Origin of the sequence: Bradyrhizobium sp. 33ap4 (assembly GCF_032654765.1) — a bacterium.
In the GTDB taxonomy this organism is placed as follows: Bacteria; Pseudomonadota; Alphaproteobacteria; order Rhizobiales; family Xanthobacteraceae; genus Bradyrhizobium; species Bradyrhizobium australafricanum.
In genome coordinates this window covers 86114-101738 of the sequence record NZ_JAUMTJ010000004.1, presented here as the reverse complement: position 1 = coordinate 101738, position 15625 = coordinate 86114, and the positions used below count along the sequence as shown (strand labels likewise).

17 protein-coding genes are annotated in these 15625 nt (G+C 66.5%); 8 read left to right on the top strand and 9 right to left on the bottom strand.

Annotated elements, in window-relative coordinates; all coding sequences use genetic code 11:
• Positions 1-172 precede the first annotated feature (172 nt).
• Positions 173-1063: a DUF308 domain-containing protein gene (locus Q2M23_RS04505; RefSeq protein WP_316394547.1), complete on the top strand. Its 891-nt coding sequence runs from the start codon at positions 173-175 to the stop codon at positions 1061-1063.
• 177 nt (positions 1064-1240) lie between these two features.
• The gene (locus tag Q2M23_RS04500) at positions 1241-1654 is read left to right on the top strand and encodes a MucR family transcriptional regulator (protein WP_057015640.1); all 414 of its coding nucleotides are present in this window, start codon (positions 1241-1243) and stop codon (positions 1652-1654) included.
• Between the two features lie 4 nt (positions 1655-1658).
• Here the strand turns inward: Q2M23_RS04500 and Q2M23_RS04495 are convergent, their stop codons facing one another.
• The 3 genes from Q2M23_RS04495 to Q2M23_RS04485 all read right to left on the bottom strand — a co-directional run bounded on the left by Q2M23_RS04495 (position 1659) and on the right by Q2M23_RS04485 (position 2938).
• Positions 1659-2090, bottom strand: a complete 432-nt coding sequence (locus Q2M23_RS04495) for a SufE family protein (RefSeq protein ID WP_141343262.1) — start codon at positions 2088-2090, stop codon at positions 1659-1661.
• Positions 2091-2234: 144 nt separating this feature from the next.
• Complete coding sequence (locus tag Q2M23_RS04490; RefSeq protein WP_316394540.1) at positions 2235-2615, bottom strand: DUF5330 domain-containing protein; 381 nt, start codon at positions 2613-2615, stop codon at positions 2235-2237.
• Positions 2616-2632: 17 nt separating this feature from the next.
• Positions 2633-2938, bottom strand: coding sequence for a hypothetical protein (locus Q2M23_RS04485; RefSeq protein WP_316394539.1), 306 nt, complete (start codon positions 2936-2938; stop codon positions 2633-2635).
• A gap of 119 nt (positions 2939-3057) precedes the next feature.
• Here Q2M23_RS04485 and Q2M23_RS04480 point away from each other — a divergent pair, with 119 nt between their 5' ends.
• Positions 3058-4860, top strand: a complete 1803-nt coding sequence (locus tag Q2M23_RS04480; protein WP_410469690.1) for a PAS domain-containing sensor histidine kinase — start codon at positions 3058-3060, stop codon at positions 4858-4860.
• The gene (locus Q2M23_RS04475; protein WP_199805192.1) at positions 4853-5593 is read left to right on the top strand and encodes a peptidoglycan-binding domain-containing protein; all 741 of its coding nucleotides are present in this window, start codon (positions 4853-4855) and stop codon (positions 5591-5593) included. The genes Q2M23_RS04480 and Q2M23_RS04475 overlap by 8 nt, the downstream gene beginning before the upstream one ends.
• Before the next feature lie 120 nt (positions 5594-5713).
• Here Q2M23_RS04475 and Q2M23_RS04470 read toward each other — a convergent pair whose 3' ends face one another.
• Positions 5714-7357 carry an ankyrin repeat domain-containing protein gene (locus Q2M23_RS04470; RefSeq protein WP_310885003.1) on the bottom strand — a complete coding sequence of 548 codons (1644 nt, stop codon included), beginning with the start codon at positions 7355-7357 and terminating at the stop codon, positions 5714-5716.
• Positions 7358-7582: 225 nt separating this feature from the next.
• Between Q2M23_RS04470 and Q2M23_RS04465 the strand changes: the two genes are divergently transcribed.
• Positions 7583-7927: a DUF1491 family protein gene (locus tag Q2M23_RS04465; RefSeq protein WP_092079509.1), complete on the top strand. Its 345-nt coding sequence runs from the start codon at positions 7583-7585 to the stop codon at positions 7925-7927.
• Here the strand turns inward: Q2M23_RS04465 and Q2M23_RS04460 are convergent.
• Entirely contained in the window at positions 7924-8856 is a 933-nt protein-coding gene (locus Q2M23_RS04460) for a DUF2336 domain-containing protein (protein WP_143271184.1), read from the bottom strand. The two genes, Q2M23_RS04465 and Q2M23_RS04460, sit on opposite strands and share 4 nt — an antisense overlap.
• A gap of 295 nt (positions 8857-9151) precedes the next feature.
• On the opposite strand from Q2M23_RS04460, the gene Q2M23_RS04455 reads away from it, so the two are divergent.
• Entirely contained in the window at positions 9152-9346 is a 195-nt protein-coding gene (locus Q2M23_RS04455; RefSeq protein ID WP_316394530.1) for a hypothetical protein, read from the top strand.
• 16 nt (positions 9347-9362) lie between these two features.
• Positions 9363-10130 (top strand): hypothetical protein, encoded by a 768-nt coding sequence (locus Q2M23_RS04450; RefSeq protein WP_038379546.1) that lies wholly within the window; start codon positions 9363-9365, stop codon positions 10128-10130.
• 1 nt (position 10131) lies between these two features.
• On the opposite strand, the gene Q2M23_RS04445 is transcribed toward Q2M23_RS04450, so the two are convergent.
• Positions 10132-10992, bottom strand: coding sequence for a LysR family transcriptional regulator (locus tag Q2M23_RS04445; RefSeq protein ID WP_316394526.1), 861 nt, complete (start codon positions 10990-10992; stop codon positions 10132-10134).
• Positions 10993-11083: 91 nt separating this feature from the next.
• On the opposite strand from Q2M23_RS04445, the gene Q2M23_RS04440 reads away from it, so the two are divergent.
• Positions 11084-11926: an MBL fold metallo-hydrolase gene (locus tag Q2M23_RS04440; protein ID WP_316394524.1), complete on the top strand. Its 843-nt coding sequence runs from the start codon at positions 11084-11086 to the stop codon at positions 11924-11926.
• Here Q2M23_RS04440 and Q2M23_RS04435 read toward each other — a convergent pair.
• The 3 genes from Q2M23_RS04435 to Q2M23_RS04425 are packed head-to-tail and all read right to left on the bottom strand — an operon-like array spanning position 11923 to position 15393.
• Complete coding sequence (locus Q2M23_RS04435) at positions 11923-12543, bottom strand: DUF1254 domain-containing protein (protein ID WP_057020197.1); 621 nt, start codon at positions 12541-12543, stop codon at positions 11923-11925. The two genes, Q2M23_RS04440 and Q2M23_RS04435, sit on opposite strands and share 4 nt — an antisense overlap.
• Entirely contained in the window at positions 12540-13118 is a 579-nt protein-coding gene (locus tag Q2M23_RS04430) for a DUF1214 domain-containing protein (protein WP_057020198.1), read from the bottom strand. The genes Q2M23_RS04435 and Q2M23_RS04430 overlap by 4 nt, the downstream gene beginning before the upstream one ends.
• Position 13119: 1 nt before the next feature.
• A complete protein-coding gene (locus tag Q2M23_RS04425; protein WP_253609526.1) occupies positions 13120-15393 on the bottom strand; it encodes a transglycosylase domain-containing protein in 2274 nt (757 codons plus the stop codon).
• Positions 15394-15625: the final 232 nt, after the last annotated feature.

The window sequence follows — 15625 nt, the reverse complement described above, 5'->3', positions numbered from 1 at the left end:
GGCTGCCCGACAGCCACTGCGGCCGCGGTGAAGCAACGCATCGCGGCTTGGTTAAGCGGGATTTTAGGGAACTCTGTCTACAATTGGCGGTTGGCGGTGTGGGCAATATGACGGTATCGTGGCGTTGGTGGCCCGCGCCGATTTTCGGATGGGTCTCCCGGGGGTTAGTTCGATGAAGGTTGGTCTGTTGGTCGTCGGCGCGGGCCTGGTCGTGGCGGGCTTGGCGGCGATCGGCCTCGGAATTCCAAACAAGGAATTCAGCGTCGGCGGCACGTTGATCGCAACAGGCGTGACCGGCGCATGTACCGGCGTGATTGTTCTCGCCCTTGCCGCCATCCTTCGCGAACTCCAGGCCATGGGCGACCGGCTCGATGCCGTCGTGGCAGTGGGTCTGCGGTCCGGGTCGCCGTCTGCAACTTCCCCGCGCGGCACTCCCGACGATCCGGTGTTCCCGCCGCCTGAGCCGAAGGTCTCGGCGCCTCCGCCGCTGGCTCCAGCGTTCCCGCCATCCGCTCCCGCGGCGCCGCCCTGGCACGACGAGATCGCGTCGCGCGGCGCATCAGGCGAGGTGCCGCCGCCCGCACCGGCGGCCGCGCCCGCGGATGGCGCTGCGCCGCCCAAGCGGCGCAATCTGCTGTTTTCCTCCTCGCGCAAGGAGCGCGAGCGGAGCCAGGGGCGTGCCGCCGAACCGCTCACGCCGGATCTGTTGTCGCCGGAACTGCGTCCGAATCCGGGTGGTTCGGCCGAACCGGCGTCGGCAACCTTCGACGATGCCTGGCCGAAGGCCGACCGGCCGCGGCCGGTCGACGTCGCCCCGCGGCGCGGCCCCCGGACGCCATCCACCTTCGGCGAGGCCCAGTCGGCCGCCGCCGCCTCGCCGTCGTCGGGCCATCCGCCGCCGCCGCAGGAGCAGCCGCCGGTGACCGTGCTCAAATCCGGCGTCGTCGACGGCATGGCCTATTCGCTCTATTCGGACGGATCAATCGAGGCGCAGATGCCGGAGGGCATGATGCGATTTGCCTCGATCGACGAGCTCAGGTCGCATCTGGAGCAGCGGCCTTAAGATCCGGGCCAATACTTGCGCGCGGCCGGCCCGTAGCCGGAAACGCGGCCGTTGTTGTCAGATTTGCTGCAATTCGTGCATATTCGCAAAGTAGTACGCGATTCCATTAATGTATTGCTGCGCATGGATACTGTCCGGTGGGCGCCGGGCTGCCGAGAGCACGGGGAAGATTGAGCCATGTCCGATACGTCAGGCAAAACGCCGGTCGAGCTGACCGCCAACATCGTTTCGGCCTATCTCAGCAACAATCCGACGCCGGCCTCGGACATTCCGAACCTGATCAGCCAGGTCCACTCCGCTTTGCTGCGGGTGTCGAGCGGACGCAACGACACGCCGAGCGAGCCGGCCAAGCCTGCGGTGTCGATGAAGAAGTCGATCACGCCCGAATATCTGGTGTGCCTCGAGGACGGCAAGCGCTTCAAGTCGCTGAAGCGCCATCTGCGCACCCAGTACAACATGACCCCGGAGCAGTATCGCGACAAATGGGGCCTGCCGGCCGACTATCCGATGGTGGCGCCGAACTATGCGGTGGCGCGATCGCAGCTCGCCAAGAAGATGGGTCTCGGTCAGCAGGCGCGGAAGCGGAAGTAAAGATCTACGCGGCGGACGCCAGCGCCTCGCGCGCATCGTTGCGGATGCGGTCAACCATCGAGCGCAGGCCGTTGGAGCGCTGCGGCGTCAGATGGTCGCGGAAGCCGAATTCGTCGAACAGCGCGAGCGCGTCGGTGCCGAGGATTTCCTTGGGCGTTTGCCCGGAAAACAGCGTCAGCACGATCGCGACCAGGCCGCGCACGATGTGGGCGTCGCTGTCGCCGATATAGATCAGGCGCGGTTCGCCGTTGGCATCGCGCTCGATCCGCTTCGACAGCCAGACCTGGCTGACGCAGCCCTGCACCTTGTTCTCGGCCGAGTGCTCCGCCTCCGACAACGGTTCGAGCGTGCGGCCGAGCTCGATGACATAGCGGTAACGGTCGTCCCACTCGTCCAGCAGCGCAAAATTGTCCCTGATTTCGTCGATCGTCGTCATCGTGGCCCGCGTCCTGTCCTTGACGGCTTATATAGGAAGGCGGGCCGCGAAAGCGATGAAAATGGAACCGGTTCCCGGCTGTTTTGACGCGTTTTCTTCACGCGAACCGGTGCCTGCCTCGCTCGACAGCGCCTTGGTTTCCGCTCACGGCGTCGGCGGCAGGCGGAATTCGATCGACTGATCCTCCGCGGTCAGCGTATCGCGGAACGCGGTGGCTGAATCGGTATCGTCCTGGCCGATCGAGCCGGTGTGATCGGGTGGCTTCTTGTCGGTGATGATCTGGTAGAGCTTGCGCGCCCCGTCGGTCGCGCGCTGGCCGATTGCGGTCGCGGCCTGGCCGCCGACCTCGCAGGCGGACGGCTGGCGCTTGCAGAACTGACCCATGTCGTTGATCGTCGCGGTCGCGGCCGACACCGCGTCCGACGCGCTGATCTGCGGCGCCTTGTCCGCTTCAGGTGTTTTGTCTCTCGGCAGCAGCACGAGCACAAGCCCGAGCCAGAATGCCAAACGCAGCAGGAAGAACATGGCGCGATCCCGGTCGTCTATCTTGTCTTGCTTCTTGAGCGGTCGATGCCGCTATTGGCCTTGAGGGTTAGCATCGGTCGATAAATCGGAAGTATCTGCATTGAAGTAAATCCGCCGAAAAATCGCGGAAAATTCGCCTGAATTGATTCGCCGTAAATTTTCGATTGATGGCGGCCGACGCGCGCCGGATACGCAGGATTCGCCGCGTCCACCATTTCGAAACCATAGAATGTCGCATCCGGAAACCAGCCGTTCACCATCCCCGACAAATGGCCGGTGAATAGCGGGTCAAACCCGCTCCAATGCACGGTGTTTGGCGGCACGCCGCCCAGCCTTAGCGTTCGCTTAAGTTCGCTCTGACACGTTGACCTGCAATCACGAAGGAGGCGTTCCGGCGCGTCTGAGTTGACGATTGAGCCGAAGCGCGAGTGCTGTGAGTAGTTTGAGTCTGATCCGCGATTGCCTGGATGCGCTGCTGCATCCGTCGGCGCAATATGATGCGCTGACGCGTGCGCGCCATCGTGCCTTCATGGCGCCGCGGCTGCTCGGCAGCCTGGCGGCGCTTGCCTCGTTCCCTGCCTTTCTTGCGATGCGCGGTGCGCCGACGGCGATCGAGGTCGCGGCATTCGCCTGGCTGATCGCGCCGATCCTGCTGTCGTGGTTCCTGTCGCGCACCGGCCGCTATGAAGGCGCGCATGTGCTGTCGTCGCTGGCGCTCGCCGGTCTCGTGATGATGATCGCGGCGACGACCGGCGGCCTCGCCTCGTTCGCCGCCGTGTGGCTCGTCGTCATTCCGATCGAGGCGGCGCTGTCGGCCTCCCGGCGCGTGGTGGCGTTTGCGTTCGCGCTGGCGATGATCTGCGCGGCGCTGCTGAGCGTGCTCGGCCATTATCATGTACTGCCGGTCGTCGATCCCGCGGTTGCTTCGAACAGCACGCTGGTCGGCTTCGGCGTCGTGTCGGGGATCTTCTACGCCGCCGGGCTCGCCTTCGGTGCGGAGTCGCTGGCGCGCACCAGCGTGGCGCTGCTCTATGTCGAGGAAGAGCGCTACCGCCTGCTCGCGCATAACATGAGCGACGTGCTGTCGCGGCACAGCCGCAACGGCGCGGTGCGCTTCATTTCGCCCGCGGCCGAGAACATGCTCGGCGTGCCGGCATCGCGGCTGTTGGGCCACGGCCTGTTCGACCGCGTTCATGTCGCCGATCGCCCGGCCTATCTCACGGCGCTGTCGGACGCCGCGCGCGGTGACTCCCGCAGCGTCGAGTTCCGCGTGCGCCGTGACGGTGCGCGGGGCGAAGCCGTCGCCGAATTCATCTGGGCCGAGATGCGCTGCCGCCCGCTCGATCAGGCCGCCGCCGATGCCGAGGTCGTCGCCGTGATCCGCGACGTGACCGATCGCAAGGTGCAGGAGCAGGCGCTCGAACAGGCGCGCAATGTGGCCGAGCAGGCCGATGCGTCGAAGACGCGCTTCCTGGCCACCATGAGCCACGAACTGCGCACCCCGCTCAACGCCATCATCGGCTTCTCCGAGATGATCGCGCAGGAAGACGTGCTCGGCCTCGACGTGGCCCGCCGCAAGGAATACGCGCAGCTGATCAACGATTCCGGCCAGCATCTGCTGTCGGTCGTCAACGGCATCCTCGACATGTCGAAGATGGAGTCCGGCAATTTCGAGATTTCGCCGGAGCCGTTTGCGCCGCGGCCGGCGCTGCTCAATTGCTGCAATCTTGTGGCGTTGAAGGCGCGCGAGAGCGGCGTCGATCTCGTCACCCGCGTGCCCGACGATCTGCCGATCGTGAACGGCGATCCGCGCGCGTTCAAGCAGATCGTGCTCAATCTGGTCTCGAACGCCATCAAGTTCACCGAGCGCGGCGGCAAGGTCACCGTGTCGGCCGGTGTCGAGGGATCGCGGCTGGTGCTGCGTGTCTCGGACACTGGCGTCGGCATCGCCGCCGATGATCTCAAGCGGATCGGCGATCCGTTCTTCCAGGCCGGCAAGACTTATCAGCGCCGCCACGAGGGCACCGGTCTTGGTCTTTCCATCGTGAAGGGGCTGGTCGGCCTGCACCACGGCGAAATCAATGTGGAGAGCAAGGTGGGCGAGGGCACCATTGTATCGGTCGCGCTGCCGCTGGCGTTCACCCCGCCCGCCGCCGTCGAGCCGTCCAGCAATGTCTCGACCCTGAAGCCCGCGCTGCGTTCCGGACTACAAGAGCAAACCCATCAGGTGAAGAAGAGTGCCTAGACAGACTTTGGATGACGATGAAACGCCGCGCCGTCGCCGCGGCGCCAAGGCAGTGGCCATCGCGGCCGAGGAGGAACGTGGCCTCGTCCTGCGCCTGCTGCTGCACAGTCCGAAGGATCTGGTCGCCGGCGTGCTGGCGACGTCTGCCATCGTTGCGATCCTGATCAATGCGCTGTTCCTGCAGGCGGGCCGTCATCCGTCGCCGATGTTCGGCGGTTCGGTTGTGACGTTGCCGCCGCCGGCCCCGGTTGCCGCGGCCACCAGCCCGATACCGCGCCCGCGTCCGGCCGAGGCGGCTGCCCGATCGGCCGAGCCCGTCGACGTGAAGCCGGTGGAGACCAAGCCGGCCGAGACCAGGTCCGTCGAAGCCAAGCCGGCAGAACCCAAGGTCGAGGCCAAGCCGGTCGATCCGATGGCCAATCTGGTGCTGAAATCGACCACTGCGCCACCGGCCGCAGCACCGTCCCCGGCCGCCGCGCCGTCCAGCGTCATTCGTCCGCCGGCGTCGATTCCGACACAGCATCTGAGCCCGGCCGGAAAACGCATCGCCGCGGTCCAGCGTACACTGACCGAGTATGGCTACGGCCAGCTCAAGCCGACCGGCACGATCGGCGCCGACACCCAGCACGCGATCGCGAAGTTCGAGCGCGCCCGCAAGCTGCCGGTGACCGGACAGATGTCCGATCGCCTGGTGCGCGAGCTCGGCGCGATGATCGGCCATTCGATCGAGTAGTCTCTCTGCGAAGGCATTGAATATGTATTCGTCATGCCCGGGCTTGTCCCGGGCATTGACGTCTTTGAGACTTGTTGCAGCCAAGACGTGGGTGGCCGGGACAAGCCCGGCCATGACGAGTTAAGGCGCGTCGCCCAGCAGAACGTCCCTGACCTCGTCGGAGAACAGCTTCCTGCGGCCGGCCACCAGCACCCATTCCGGATCGTCGCGATCCGGAATAGCGCGCGGCATGCCGTGATCGAGCAGGGCCTGCGCGCAGGCCACCCAGTCGCCGCCCCTGACCGGCTCGTTGCAGGAGGCCCATGACAAGGAGCCGGACACGTTGTCGCCGAAGCCGTGCTGCTCGGTCCACTCCGCGCCGTGCTCGAGCAGGAATCGCGTCAGGCCGGCATTGCCGCGGAACACCGCGTGATTGAGTGCCGACGCATCCCAATCGCCGCCGCGCACCGTGATCGGCCAGCCGAGCTCGACCATCAGCCGCACCGCATCGTCGCCGCCTGCCGCGGCGAGCTCCGGGAGCAACCGCAATTGCCGCGGTGAAAGTGAACCTGGAAGATCGGGCCGACCGGCCTGGATTCGCCGCGCCTCGCTCTCGTCACCGCTGCTGCACGCCGCGACGAACCGCTCATCATCGGCAAGCGTCTCGTCGCCGGTACGCTCGCGGAGCAACTCGGCGACCTCGGTCAGTCCGAACTGCAGCGCGTACCTGTAGGCGCTGAGCCCGCCTGGTGTCGTGATGCGCGGATCCGCGCCGGCGTCGAGCAGTATCGCGATGCAGGTTCGCGACCGCCGCCGGCGGATCGCCCACAGCAACGGCGAGCCGCATTCGGTCAGCGGCGCGTTGCCGGCGGGTTCGTTTGGATTGCCGCCGTGCCGCAGCAGCAGGTCGAGCGCCGCCACGTTCTCGTCATCGAGCACCTTGTACATCGCGTTGGTGCCGGCGATCCGTGCGCCATGCTCGAGCAGCAGGCCAGTCGTCACCGAGCCTTCGAGCGAGTGGTAGAGCGATTCATTGTCGTTCGGATTGGCGCCCGCTTCGAGCAACAGTTTGGTCAGTTCGAGATCGTGGTTGCGGCCGGCGGCGCCGTACAGCGCTGACAGCGGATTGCTGTCATCGGGTGCGTCGAGCGTTCCGGGCGGCCAGCGGCTGCTGATGTGCTGGTCGGGATCGGCGCCGGCCTGCAGCAGCAGGCGTGCGCAGCGATGCAGCCGCGCTTCAAATTCCGGAATCTGCAGCAGGCTGGAATGCGTCACGGCGACCAGCGGCGGCAGTTTGAACGGACCGCCGGCACGGTTGACCCATGTGGGATCGTCGTTGGCGGTGCGTTGCACTGTCTCCTCGTCACCGATGGCGCAGGCGAGATAGGGATCGTCGGCGACAAGACTGGAATCCTCGGTGAGCATCCGCGCCGCAACGCGCGGATTGGCGCGGTCGGTGGTGCCGGCGACGTCCGCGGCATAGACCAGCTGCAGCCATCGCCGCACGCGATCGGCCTTGCTTTTACCGGACGGCAATTGTGCGTCGACATAGCGCCGCAGGTCCGGCCAGGAGGCGAAGCCGAGATCGCGCGCCACGCAGGACTGCGCATCGTGCAGCCGCAGATTGAGCGCGGCGATTTGAGCGTCGCTGCGCCCGGCCGCAGCCGGAAGCGCATGCCGGAAACGCGCGTAGGCCTCTGGCGCCTGCCGCCGATAAAGGCGAATGAGCTCCTTGGCCTGCTTCTTCAGATGATCGAGATTCAATCGCCCGGGCGATCGGTCCATGGAAACCTCCGTGCATCATCGCCGATGGTCCACAAAACCGGCTGCACAAAGGCTTGGTTGGCCGCTCAATTGGTGCAAGTGGGTTCAACCCTTCCCGTGGACCCGGGCGCGGCTTGCACCGCAGATGCAAGGATATGGGTGACGATTGGTTCGGTCAACCCGCCGCGGCGTGACGACATCTGTGACAATTGGACGTGACCGCGCCGCTGGCCTATAGCTCGGCGCATGCGATTGAAAACCAGCATATGGGTCGCGGCGTATCTGCGCCGCTGCCAGACCGAAGGCGTGTTCGGCGCAGTCCGCAAGAAGGGCGCCGAGGAAGCCGGCGCCGTGTTCGTCAAGGTGGCGCTGATGGACGGCAACGCGATGTTGTATGCGCCGGCGCCGCAGACGGTCTATGATGACAGCCGTCCGGTCGAGCGGCTGTTCGTGCCGACGGCACCACAGCCGGTATCCGAGCCATCTGTCGAGGAGCGCTTGACCAAGGAGCTCCGCTTCGATCCCGACGCCTGGATCGTCGAGACCGAGGACCGTGCCGGGCGGCACTTTCTTGATCTGGCGAAAAACTAGCTTCCGGACTTCTGGTTGCGAATGGCGGGCGCGCTGCCGGGCTGCAACGCGGGGCGCGTCTGCGACGCCGTCGCGCGCACGCGATGACGCTCATCGTCATAGAGCGACGAGCGATACCTGGCGCGGGCCACCGCCATGGTCGAGCCGCGCCACGCCGCCAGCATCACCAACGCCGAGCGCTCGCTCAGGCGATCGTAGAGCCGCGACAGCCGATAGACGTAGTTGACCGAGGAGCCGGCTTCCGGATTGAGGAACATCAGGATCCGCTGGAACGCGGCGCTCGACACGTCAAGCGCCCGCATCGCGCAGGCGAGCGGCTCGCCGCCGGGATCGTTGACGACGTCCGCGGCGATCCGCGACGGCAGGATCAGCGCCTCGCCGAGTTCGAGCGTGAAGTTATCGAGGTCCTCGGCAAACGCTGCCATCTCCAGGATATGGATCGCGCGCGCGGCGCGCGCGGCCGGGATCCGCGCCGCGGCCTTCAGCGGCGTCTCCTGCAGATTGTGCAGGATCTGCGCGCGCTCCCTCGTGCTGGCGGCAAAGAACATGTCGGAGATTTCGGCGGCATCGTTTGGCCGCATGGCAAGGCTCGCGGCCATCCGCAGCTCGGCTTCGGTCGGGACCTTGGCCGGCAGCGCTGACGGGGCGGGCGCGGGAATTGGCGTGGCCGCCGGCATCGGCTGGTCGGGACCGACGCGGCGCAGCCCGAGCTTGTCCACGATCCGCGCGGGCGTCGCCGGATAGATCGCAAGCCGCGCGCGGACCGCGGCACGCGTCGCGTCGTCGACCTCGTCGATCAGGCGCGTCGTCAACTCGACGAACTGGCGCTCTTCATCGGCGGAGTGGGCGCTCGCCTGCACATAGAGGTCGGTCAGGACGCGCAGCAGCGTCGGGCGGATGTCGACGCCCTCGCGACGGGAGAGCGTCATCAGCCCATCGAAACCAGGAAATAGCGGAGCTGCGCTCATCTCGGGCGTACGCGACTTGCCAGTGAACTTCGGTTTGAAAGCCTTGTGGCAGCGAGCCTACGCAGGCTGTTTTAAGAGGCAGTTAAGGAAAACAAGCCGTGAAGGTGAATGCTCGAATTTGCGCGTGTCTATTAAGGCACAGCGCCATATCCGTAACCGTCCGTACCGGCGGCTTAAGATGTCATTAACCATGCGCGTTCTTAACTCGGCATGCGCGGGGCAAATCATGTCCGTGCGGGGCCAGAGAGAACGGAACATGGGCACCATCGTTGAGTTTCCGGCGGATGCGGCTGCACGGCGGCCGAGCATGGCCGGTTCTGCTGGCGAAGGCATGGGGACCGTACTGATCCTTCCCGTCGTCCGGATCGAGCGAACGACGGAGGAGACCGGCGGTGGTCGCGGACCGGAGCAGGGCACTGCGCAGGGCCGCCGTCGCCGACGCCGCTCCTGATCGCGGACATCGGGCAATGCCGGAGCTTGTGCAGCGGACCGTCGCGCGGCGGTCACTCCCGGCGCTGATCCTGCTGCTGGCGGGCTCGGCGCTCGCCGGCTGCAGCGGCGGCGATTTCGGCCGCACCCGGGCCGATTTCCGCAACGACGATATGCATCGCTGGATCGGTGCCGAGGCGACCGGCAGCATCGGCAAGAACGCCTCGCAATTCCAGCTCACCGAACACGAACGTCAGCTGCGCGACCTCGCCTATCAGTTCATCGAGCCGCCGCTGTCGCGTCCGGCGTGGAAGAGCGTATTCGGCGACTACCAGCCGCTGCCTTCGCCGTGGCGGCAGAGGGTCGTGTTCGATCGCACCGCCTATGGCCGCAATTTGATCGACGAGCCGCATCGCTCGTTCGCCTCGCGCTATTCGCTGCTGATCGACGAGGTGCGCGACGACATCACCCGCTTCGAGCCGTTCTTCGCCACCGCGATCCAGGTGATCGAGCTCGATCGCAAGCGCAATGCCAGCCTCCACATGATCGCCGATGTGTCGCCGCGTGAACGCGCCGATGCGGTGGCGCGGATGGAAGAGAACACGCTGATCGTGCAATGGGTCCAGCAGGCCCTGGAGCGGCGCATCTCGTCCTATCGCTGGGCGCTGGAGCGGCTGGTGATCCAGGCGCCAGACGGCATGGCGGCCGACGCCGAGCGCCAGATCAACGAACTCGCCCGGCTCACCGCCAATGCGCCGCTCATCTCCGCGCCGGTGACGGGCCAGGCCGTGGTGACGAAGGGCTAGTCTAGGCACGCTTCGTTTTCTTCGCCGTCGATTTGACCCGGCGACTGTTGGCTTGCCGTGGCAAGCTCGCAATGAATGCCTTCAGCGCATCGGAGGGCGGGTGGGCCGAGGGGTAGGCGAGGCCGACCTGGCGCGTCACGTCGATATCGATCGCGCGCGTCGCGACGTCCGGATTGCCGCGCGCCACGCCCTCGGGGACGATCGCGACGCCGACCCCAGCCGCGACCAGCGCCATCGCCCATTCCTCGGATTCCGCGATCGCCACCGGCTTGCGCGGCGGTGAGGCACCCTTGAAGAATTCCTGCTGCTCGCAATGGCAACGATCGATCATCGGAACGCCGGCGAAGTCGGTGGTCCGGAGCGTCTCCTTCAGCGTCAGCGGATGCGAGGGCGGCAATGCCGCGACATAGCGCTCGCTCCACAGCGGGATGAAGTGCTCGCCGGCGCCGACCATGGTCTTGGCGACGATCCGCGCGTCGGCCTTCTCGCTGGCGCCGACCAGCCGGAGCGCAAGATCGGTATTGCCGGTCAGCGGCTTCAGCAGCGCGATGGTCCGGGTCTGATCGAGCGTCCGCAACAGGCCGAGCGTCAGCGCCTGCCGCGTCGCGGGCTTGCGGAAGAGGTTTCGCGCCGCGTCCGCCTCGTCGATGATCCTGCGGGCGATGCCGTGAAACTGCGCGGCTGAGGCGGTCGGGGCCATGCCCTTCTTGTGCCGGATGAACAGCGTGGTGCCGAGCTCGGCCTCGAGATTGGTGATCGCCGCCGAGATCGACGGCTGCGAGATGAAGCAGCGCTTCGCCGCGGCGGTCAGATTGCGCTCGCGGTAGACTGCGGCGAAGTAGCGGAGTTCGCGGATATCCATAGGCACATCCTATCACATCGATAGAAAGACAATATTTTACCTATGGAAATGCGAGTGGCAAGTCTGCGCCTGTTACAGCGGAGGACTTGTCATGCGCATCCACCATCTCAACACCGGCACGATGTGCCCGATCGGAAAGCGGCTCGTGAACGGCAGCGGCAGCATCTTCCAGCGGGCGCGGATGGTCTGTCATTGCCTGCTGGTCGAGAGCAATGACGGCCTCGTGCTGGTCGACACGGGAATCGGGCTCGACGATATCGGCGACCCACCGCGGCTTGGACGCAAATGGGTGCGGCAGACGACGCCGCGGCTCGATCCGGCCGAGGCGGCGGTGCGGCAGGTCAAGGCGCTCGGCTTTTCGCCGGGCGATGTGCGCCATGTGCTGCTGACGCATCTCGATCGCGATCACGCCGGCGGCGTGCCGGACTTTCCGAAGGCCAGGGTGCACGTCCATCGCAAGGAGTACGACATGGCGGTGACGCATCAGGTCACGCCGCCGCAGGGGCGCTACATCACGGCGCAGTGGCAGCACGGGCCGGACTGGACGTTCTATGGTGCCGGCGGCGAGGACTGGTTCGGCTTCAAGAGCGTGCGCGCGCTCGGCGACCGCGAGCCGGACATTCTGATGATCCCGTTGCCGGGCCACACGCTCGGCCATTGCGGGATCGCGGTGCGCGACAAGGACAGCTGGCTGCTGCACGCCGGCGACGCCTATTTCCACCACTCGCAGCTCGACGCCAGGCCGCGGATCCCGCTGGTGCTCGGCATGTTCCAGCGCCGGGCGGACATGGATCGCGCGATGCGCATCCAGAACCAGGAGCGGCTGCGGCAATTGAAGGCGGCGCATGGCGCTGATGTGACGATCGTCAACAGCCACGATCCCGTCGACTACGAGACCTGCCGCTGCGGCCGGCACGCGCTCGCCGCGAGCTAGCGCTTGCGTGCCGCAGGCGGCGGGGCCGGCACAGGCAGCGGCGGCGGCGCCTCCTGCTTGGCCGCGACCGGCTCGGTCTGCACCTTGCAGGAGGAGGCGGCGAGCGAGGCCTGCGCCTGCGGCATCAGGCCGGGCTCCGGCGCCAGCGCCTTCAGGAGGATCAGGCCGGTTGAGGTCGGCGAGTCGATGATCAGCCGGTCGGCAGCGGTGATTTCCTCGTCCTCCGGCAGCTCGTTGTGCTGCGCTTCCGTCATCAGGTCGAGCTCGATCACCTTCTTGCCGGCCGAGCGGTCGTTGATCGCGTAATAGGCGACCTCGTTGCGGGTGTAGAACGACACCGACGTATAGGCCTGGCTGACCGGCACGGTGAGCTTGAGCGGCCCGGTCGAGAGATCGTAGCGGCAGATCGCCACCGCGAAGGCCGGATCCATCAGCGGCATCGGCGAATGGCTCGGGTCGGCCAGCGGCAGCTGCGTCACCTCGTTAAGCTTGGTCATCGGCGTCAGCCGCGAATAGGCGTCCTGCGAGGCGATGCGCGGCAGCGCCAGCACGCTGACGAGATGCACCACGCCGCCGAGCAGCACGCCTGCGAGGATGGTGAGCAGCACGCGGATCATGGGCAGCCCGTCGTTGTGATCGACGGCATCGGCGCGTCGCGCTGGGTGCGGGTCGCGACCCCGACCGGCGTGTCGTAGAGCCGCAGCATCAGCGCGTAGCGCTCGATGCCGCCGGTCGGCAGCCAGTTGCCGGCGCGCGAGCGCGAGGCGATGTGGATCTCGAACGTGCCGTCGGAGGCGCGCATGATCTCCTGGCTGGTGAAGCCGTAGCGCTGCAGCGTGTTGGCGACCAGGTGCCCCTTGCGGTCGAACAGCGTCAGCGTCCAGAACCGCGCCGCCGGCGTCACGCCGCTGACCACGATGTCGCAGCGGCCGTCGAGCGGCTTGTTCTTGTCGTCTGTGGTCGCCGAGAACGCGATGCCGTCGCCGGTGCCGATCGGCAACTCGCCGCTGCGCGCGATGGTGGCGCGCGAATAGGGATCGACGTCGGAGGTGCCGCTCTTCGGCCGCGCGGTCCAGGCACCGATCTTCAGCGTGCCGAGATCGGTGCCGCGGGTCGCCGTCGCGTAGGTCAGGCCGAGGCCGACGGCGGTGGCGATGACGAGTGCCAACAAGGTGGTGAGGAGGAGCCGCACGTCAGTTCTTGCGTGGCGGTGCCGGTGTCGCGCCGTCCGGCCCGGCCGCGGCAACGTAGTTTTCGGGGAACGCCAGCGCGCTCGAGGACTCGGCCTTGCCGGTCTTCGAGGACTCGTTCAGCGTGGTCTTGCCGGCGGTCCTGGCGGCGTCATCGAGCAGCTTCTCGACCCGCACCAGGATATCCGCGCCGCGCTTGGTCAAAACCGGCGGCGGGCCCGGCTTGGTCTCCAATACGCGCGGCGCCGTGTTGGCCTGGGCATTGGCCTGCGCCGGCTGCGGCGGCAGCTTCTGGCCCATGCCGACGCCGACCAGCTCCTTGACCTCCACGCCCTGATGCGCCGCGACCATGATGTCGTGCCAGGTCTGCGCCGGCAGCGAACCGCCGGTCATGCGGTTGGTCGGCGAATAGTCGTCATTGCCGTACCAGACAGCGCAGGTGAAGTTGCCAGTGTAGCCGACGAACCAGGCGTCGCGATAGGCGTTGGTGGTGCCGGTCTTGCCGGCGGTCGGAATGCCGTCGAGCGCGGCGCGGCGCGCGGTGCCTTCGCTGACCACGTGGCTCATCATGCCCGCCATATCGGCGGCGATGTTCGGCGGAATCGCCTGCCGCGGTTTCGGACCGTCGCGGTCCCAGCGCCATACCAGGTCGCCGGCGCCGGTGCGCACCTCGAGCACCGAATGCGGCGTCACCGCCTTGCCGCGATTCGGGAAGGTCGCATAGGCGACCGCGTGCTCCAGCACCGTGACTTCGTCGGAGCCGATCGGCAACGACGGCGTATCGGGCAGCGGCGCCTTGAGGCCGAAGCGGCGCGCGACCTCGACGATCTTGGCGCGGCCCGCCTTCGGCCCTTCCTTGCCGCCCATCATGATCGAGAGCTTGACCGGCACCACGTTGATCGAGCGGGTGATCGCCTGCGTCAGCGTGACCTGACCCGAATAGGAATGGCCATAGTTCTGCGGGCACCAGTTGCCGATGCAGACCGGGCCGTCGACGATCTTCGAGTTCGGCGTGAAGCCGTTCAGCAGCGCCGTGGTGTAGACATAGGGTTTGAACGACGAGCCCGGCTGGCGATAGGCGTCGGTGGCGCGGTTGAACTGGCTCGCACCGTAGTCGCGGCCGCCGACCATGGCGCGGATGCCGCCGTCGAGATCGGACACCACGGTCGCGGCCTGCGTCGCGTGATAGTCGCGCCCGAACTGTCGCAGCTGGTTCTCGATCGCTTCCTCGGCCGCCTTCTGCACGTTCATGTCGATCGCGGTGCGGACCACGAAGACGCGCTCGGTGTAGGATTTCGGGAAGGTGTCGACCAGCTTGCGCATCTCGTCGAAGGCGTAGTCGAGATAGTAGTTCGGCGAGTTCTCGTCGCGCCGGTCGACCGCGACCGCCGGATTGCGGCGGGCGCCGAACACCTGGCCCTCGGTCATGAAGCCGGCATCGACGAGGTTGTCGAGCACGACATTGGCGCGGGCGCGGGCCGCGGGCAGGTTGATGTGCGGGGCGTATTTGGTCGGCGCCTTGAACAGGCCGGCGAGCATCGCGGCCTCCGCGAGATTCACGTCGCGCACCGACTTGTTGAAATAGAAATGCGCCGCGCCGTCGACGCCGAAGGTGCCGCCGCCCATATAGGCGCGGTCGAGATAGAGCTTCAGGATCTCGTTCTTGGTGAGCCGCGTCTCCAGCCAGATCGCGAGGAAGGCTTCCTTCACCTTGCGCTCGATGGTGCGCTCGTTGTTCAGGAACAGGTTCTTGGCGAGCTGCTGGGTGATCGACGAACCGCCCTGGCGGACGCCGCCGGCCTGCGCGTTGGTGACGAGCGCGCGGGCAAGGCCCGGCACGTCGATGCCGAAATGATCGTAGAAGCGGCGGTCCTCGGTCGCGAGCGTCGCCTTGATCAGATTGTCCGGAAAATCTTCCAGCGGGATCGAGTCATTATGCTTGATGCCGCGGCTGCCGATCGGGTTGCCGTAGCGGTCGAGGAACGTCACCGCGAGGTCGGACTTCTTCAGCCAGTCCTCGTCGGCGGTCTCGCGGAAGGCGGGGATCGCGAGCGTCAGCATCAGGATCATGCCGCCGAGCCCAAGGGTTGCGGCCTCCGACAGCGGCTCGATGAACACCCAGCGCTTCCAGCGGCCGACATAGAAGCGGTCCATGAAGGTGGAATAGCGCTCGTAGAGCTCGCGCAGGCCCTTGCCCGACGAGAACAGCGTCGAGTCGATACGCGCATCGAGGTCCAGGAAGAAGTTCCGGACCCTCTGTTTCCAATGGGACGGCATGATCTGAAAGGACCGGACCCTTGATCAGTTCGACTGCGCTGCGGGCGCCCAAACCGGGCACAGGGCAGCGTCTTGCTTCGATGTTGCGGCAATCCCAAGGCGCTTTTGCGTCGATGGGGACTCGTTCGTTGTTCTATCCGAGCGGCTGCCATAAACCAATGGCGCGGCTTGTGAATTTAATGGGAGCCCTAACGCTGCCCACCGGCTTTTTCGACCCCGCAATACCACCCCC

Excerpts from the sequence above, each read along its gene's own strand:
- Q2M23_RS04425 (WP_253609526.1), bottom strand. The coding sequence starts at position 15,393 with ATGCCGTCCCATTGGAAACAGAGGGTCCGGAACTTCTTCCTGGACCTC.
- Q2M23_RS04435 (WP_057020197.1), bottom strand. The coding sequence starts at position 12,543 with ATGATCCGCGTGCTGCTCACCATCCTCGCAGGCGTGCTGCTCGGCGGC.
- Q2M23_RS04455 (WP_316394530.1), top strand. The coding sequence starts at position 9,152 with ATGGGCACCATCGTTGAGTTTCCGGCGGATGCGGCTGCACGGCGGCCG.
- Q2M23_RS04450 (WP_038379546.1), top strand. The coding sequence starts at position 9,363 with ATGCCGGAGCTTGTGCAGCGGACCGTCGCGCGGCGGTCACTCCCGGCG.
- Q2M23_RS04500 (WP_057015640.1), top strand. The coding sequence starts at position 1,241 with ATGTCCGATACGTCAGGCAAAACGCCGGTCGAGCTGACCGCCAACATC.
- Q2M23_RS04440 (WP_316394524.1), top strand. The coding sequence starts at position 11,084 with ATGCGCATCCACCATCTCAACACCGGCACGATGTGCCCGATCGGAAAG.
- Q2M23_RS04445 (WP_316394526.1), bottom strand. The coding sequence starts at position 10,992 with ATGGATATCCGCGAACTCCGCTACTTCGCCGCAGTCTACCGCGAGCGC.
- Q2M23_RS04490 (WP_316394540.1), bottom strand. The coding sequence starts at position 2,615 with ATGTTCTTCCTGCTGCGTTTGGCATTCTGGCTCGGGCTTGTGCTCGTG.
- Q2M23_RS04470 (WP_310885003.1), bottom strand. The coding sequence starts at position 7,357 with ATGGACCGATCGCCCGGGCGATTGAATCTCGATCATCTGAAGAAGCAG.
- Q2M23_RS04505 (WP_316394547.1), top strand. The coding sequence starts at position 173 with ATGAAGGTTGGTCTGTTGGTCGTCGGCGCGGGCCTGGTCGTGGCGGGC.
- Q2M23_RS04495 (WP_141343262.1), bottom strand. The coding sequence starts at position 2,090 with ATGACGACGATCGACGAAATCAGGGACAATTTTGCGCTGCTGGACGAG.
- Q2M23_RS04460 (WP_143271184.1), bottom strand. The coding sequence starts at position 8,856 with ATGACGCTCTCCCGTCGCGAGGGCGTCGACATCCGCCCGACGCTGCTG.
- Q2M23_RS04465 (WP_092079509.1), top strand. The coding sequence starts at position 7,583 with ATGCGATTGAAAACCAGCATATGGGTCGCGGCGTATCTGCGCCGCTGC.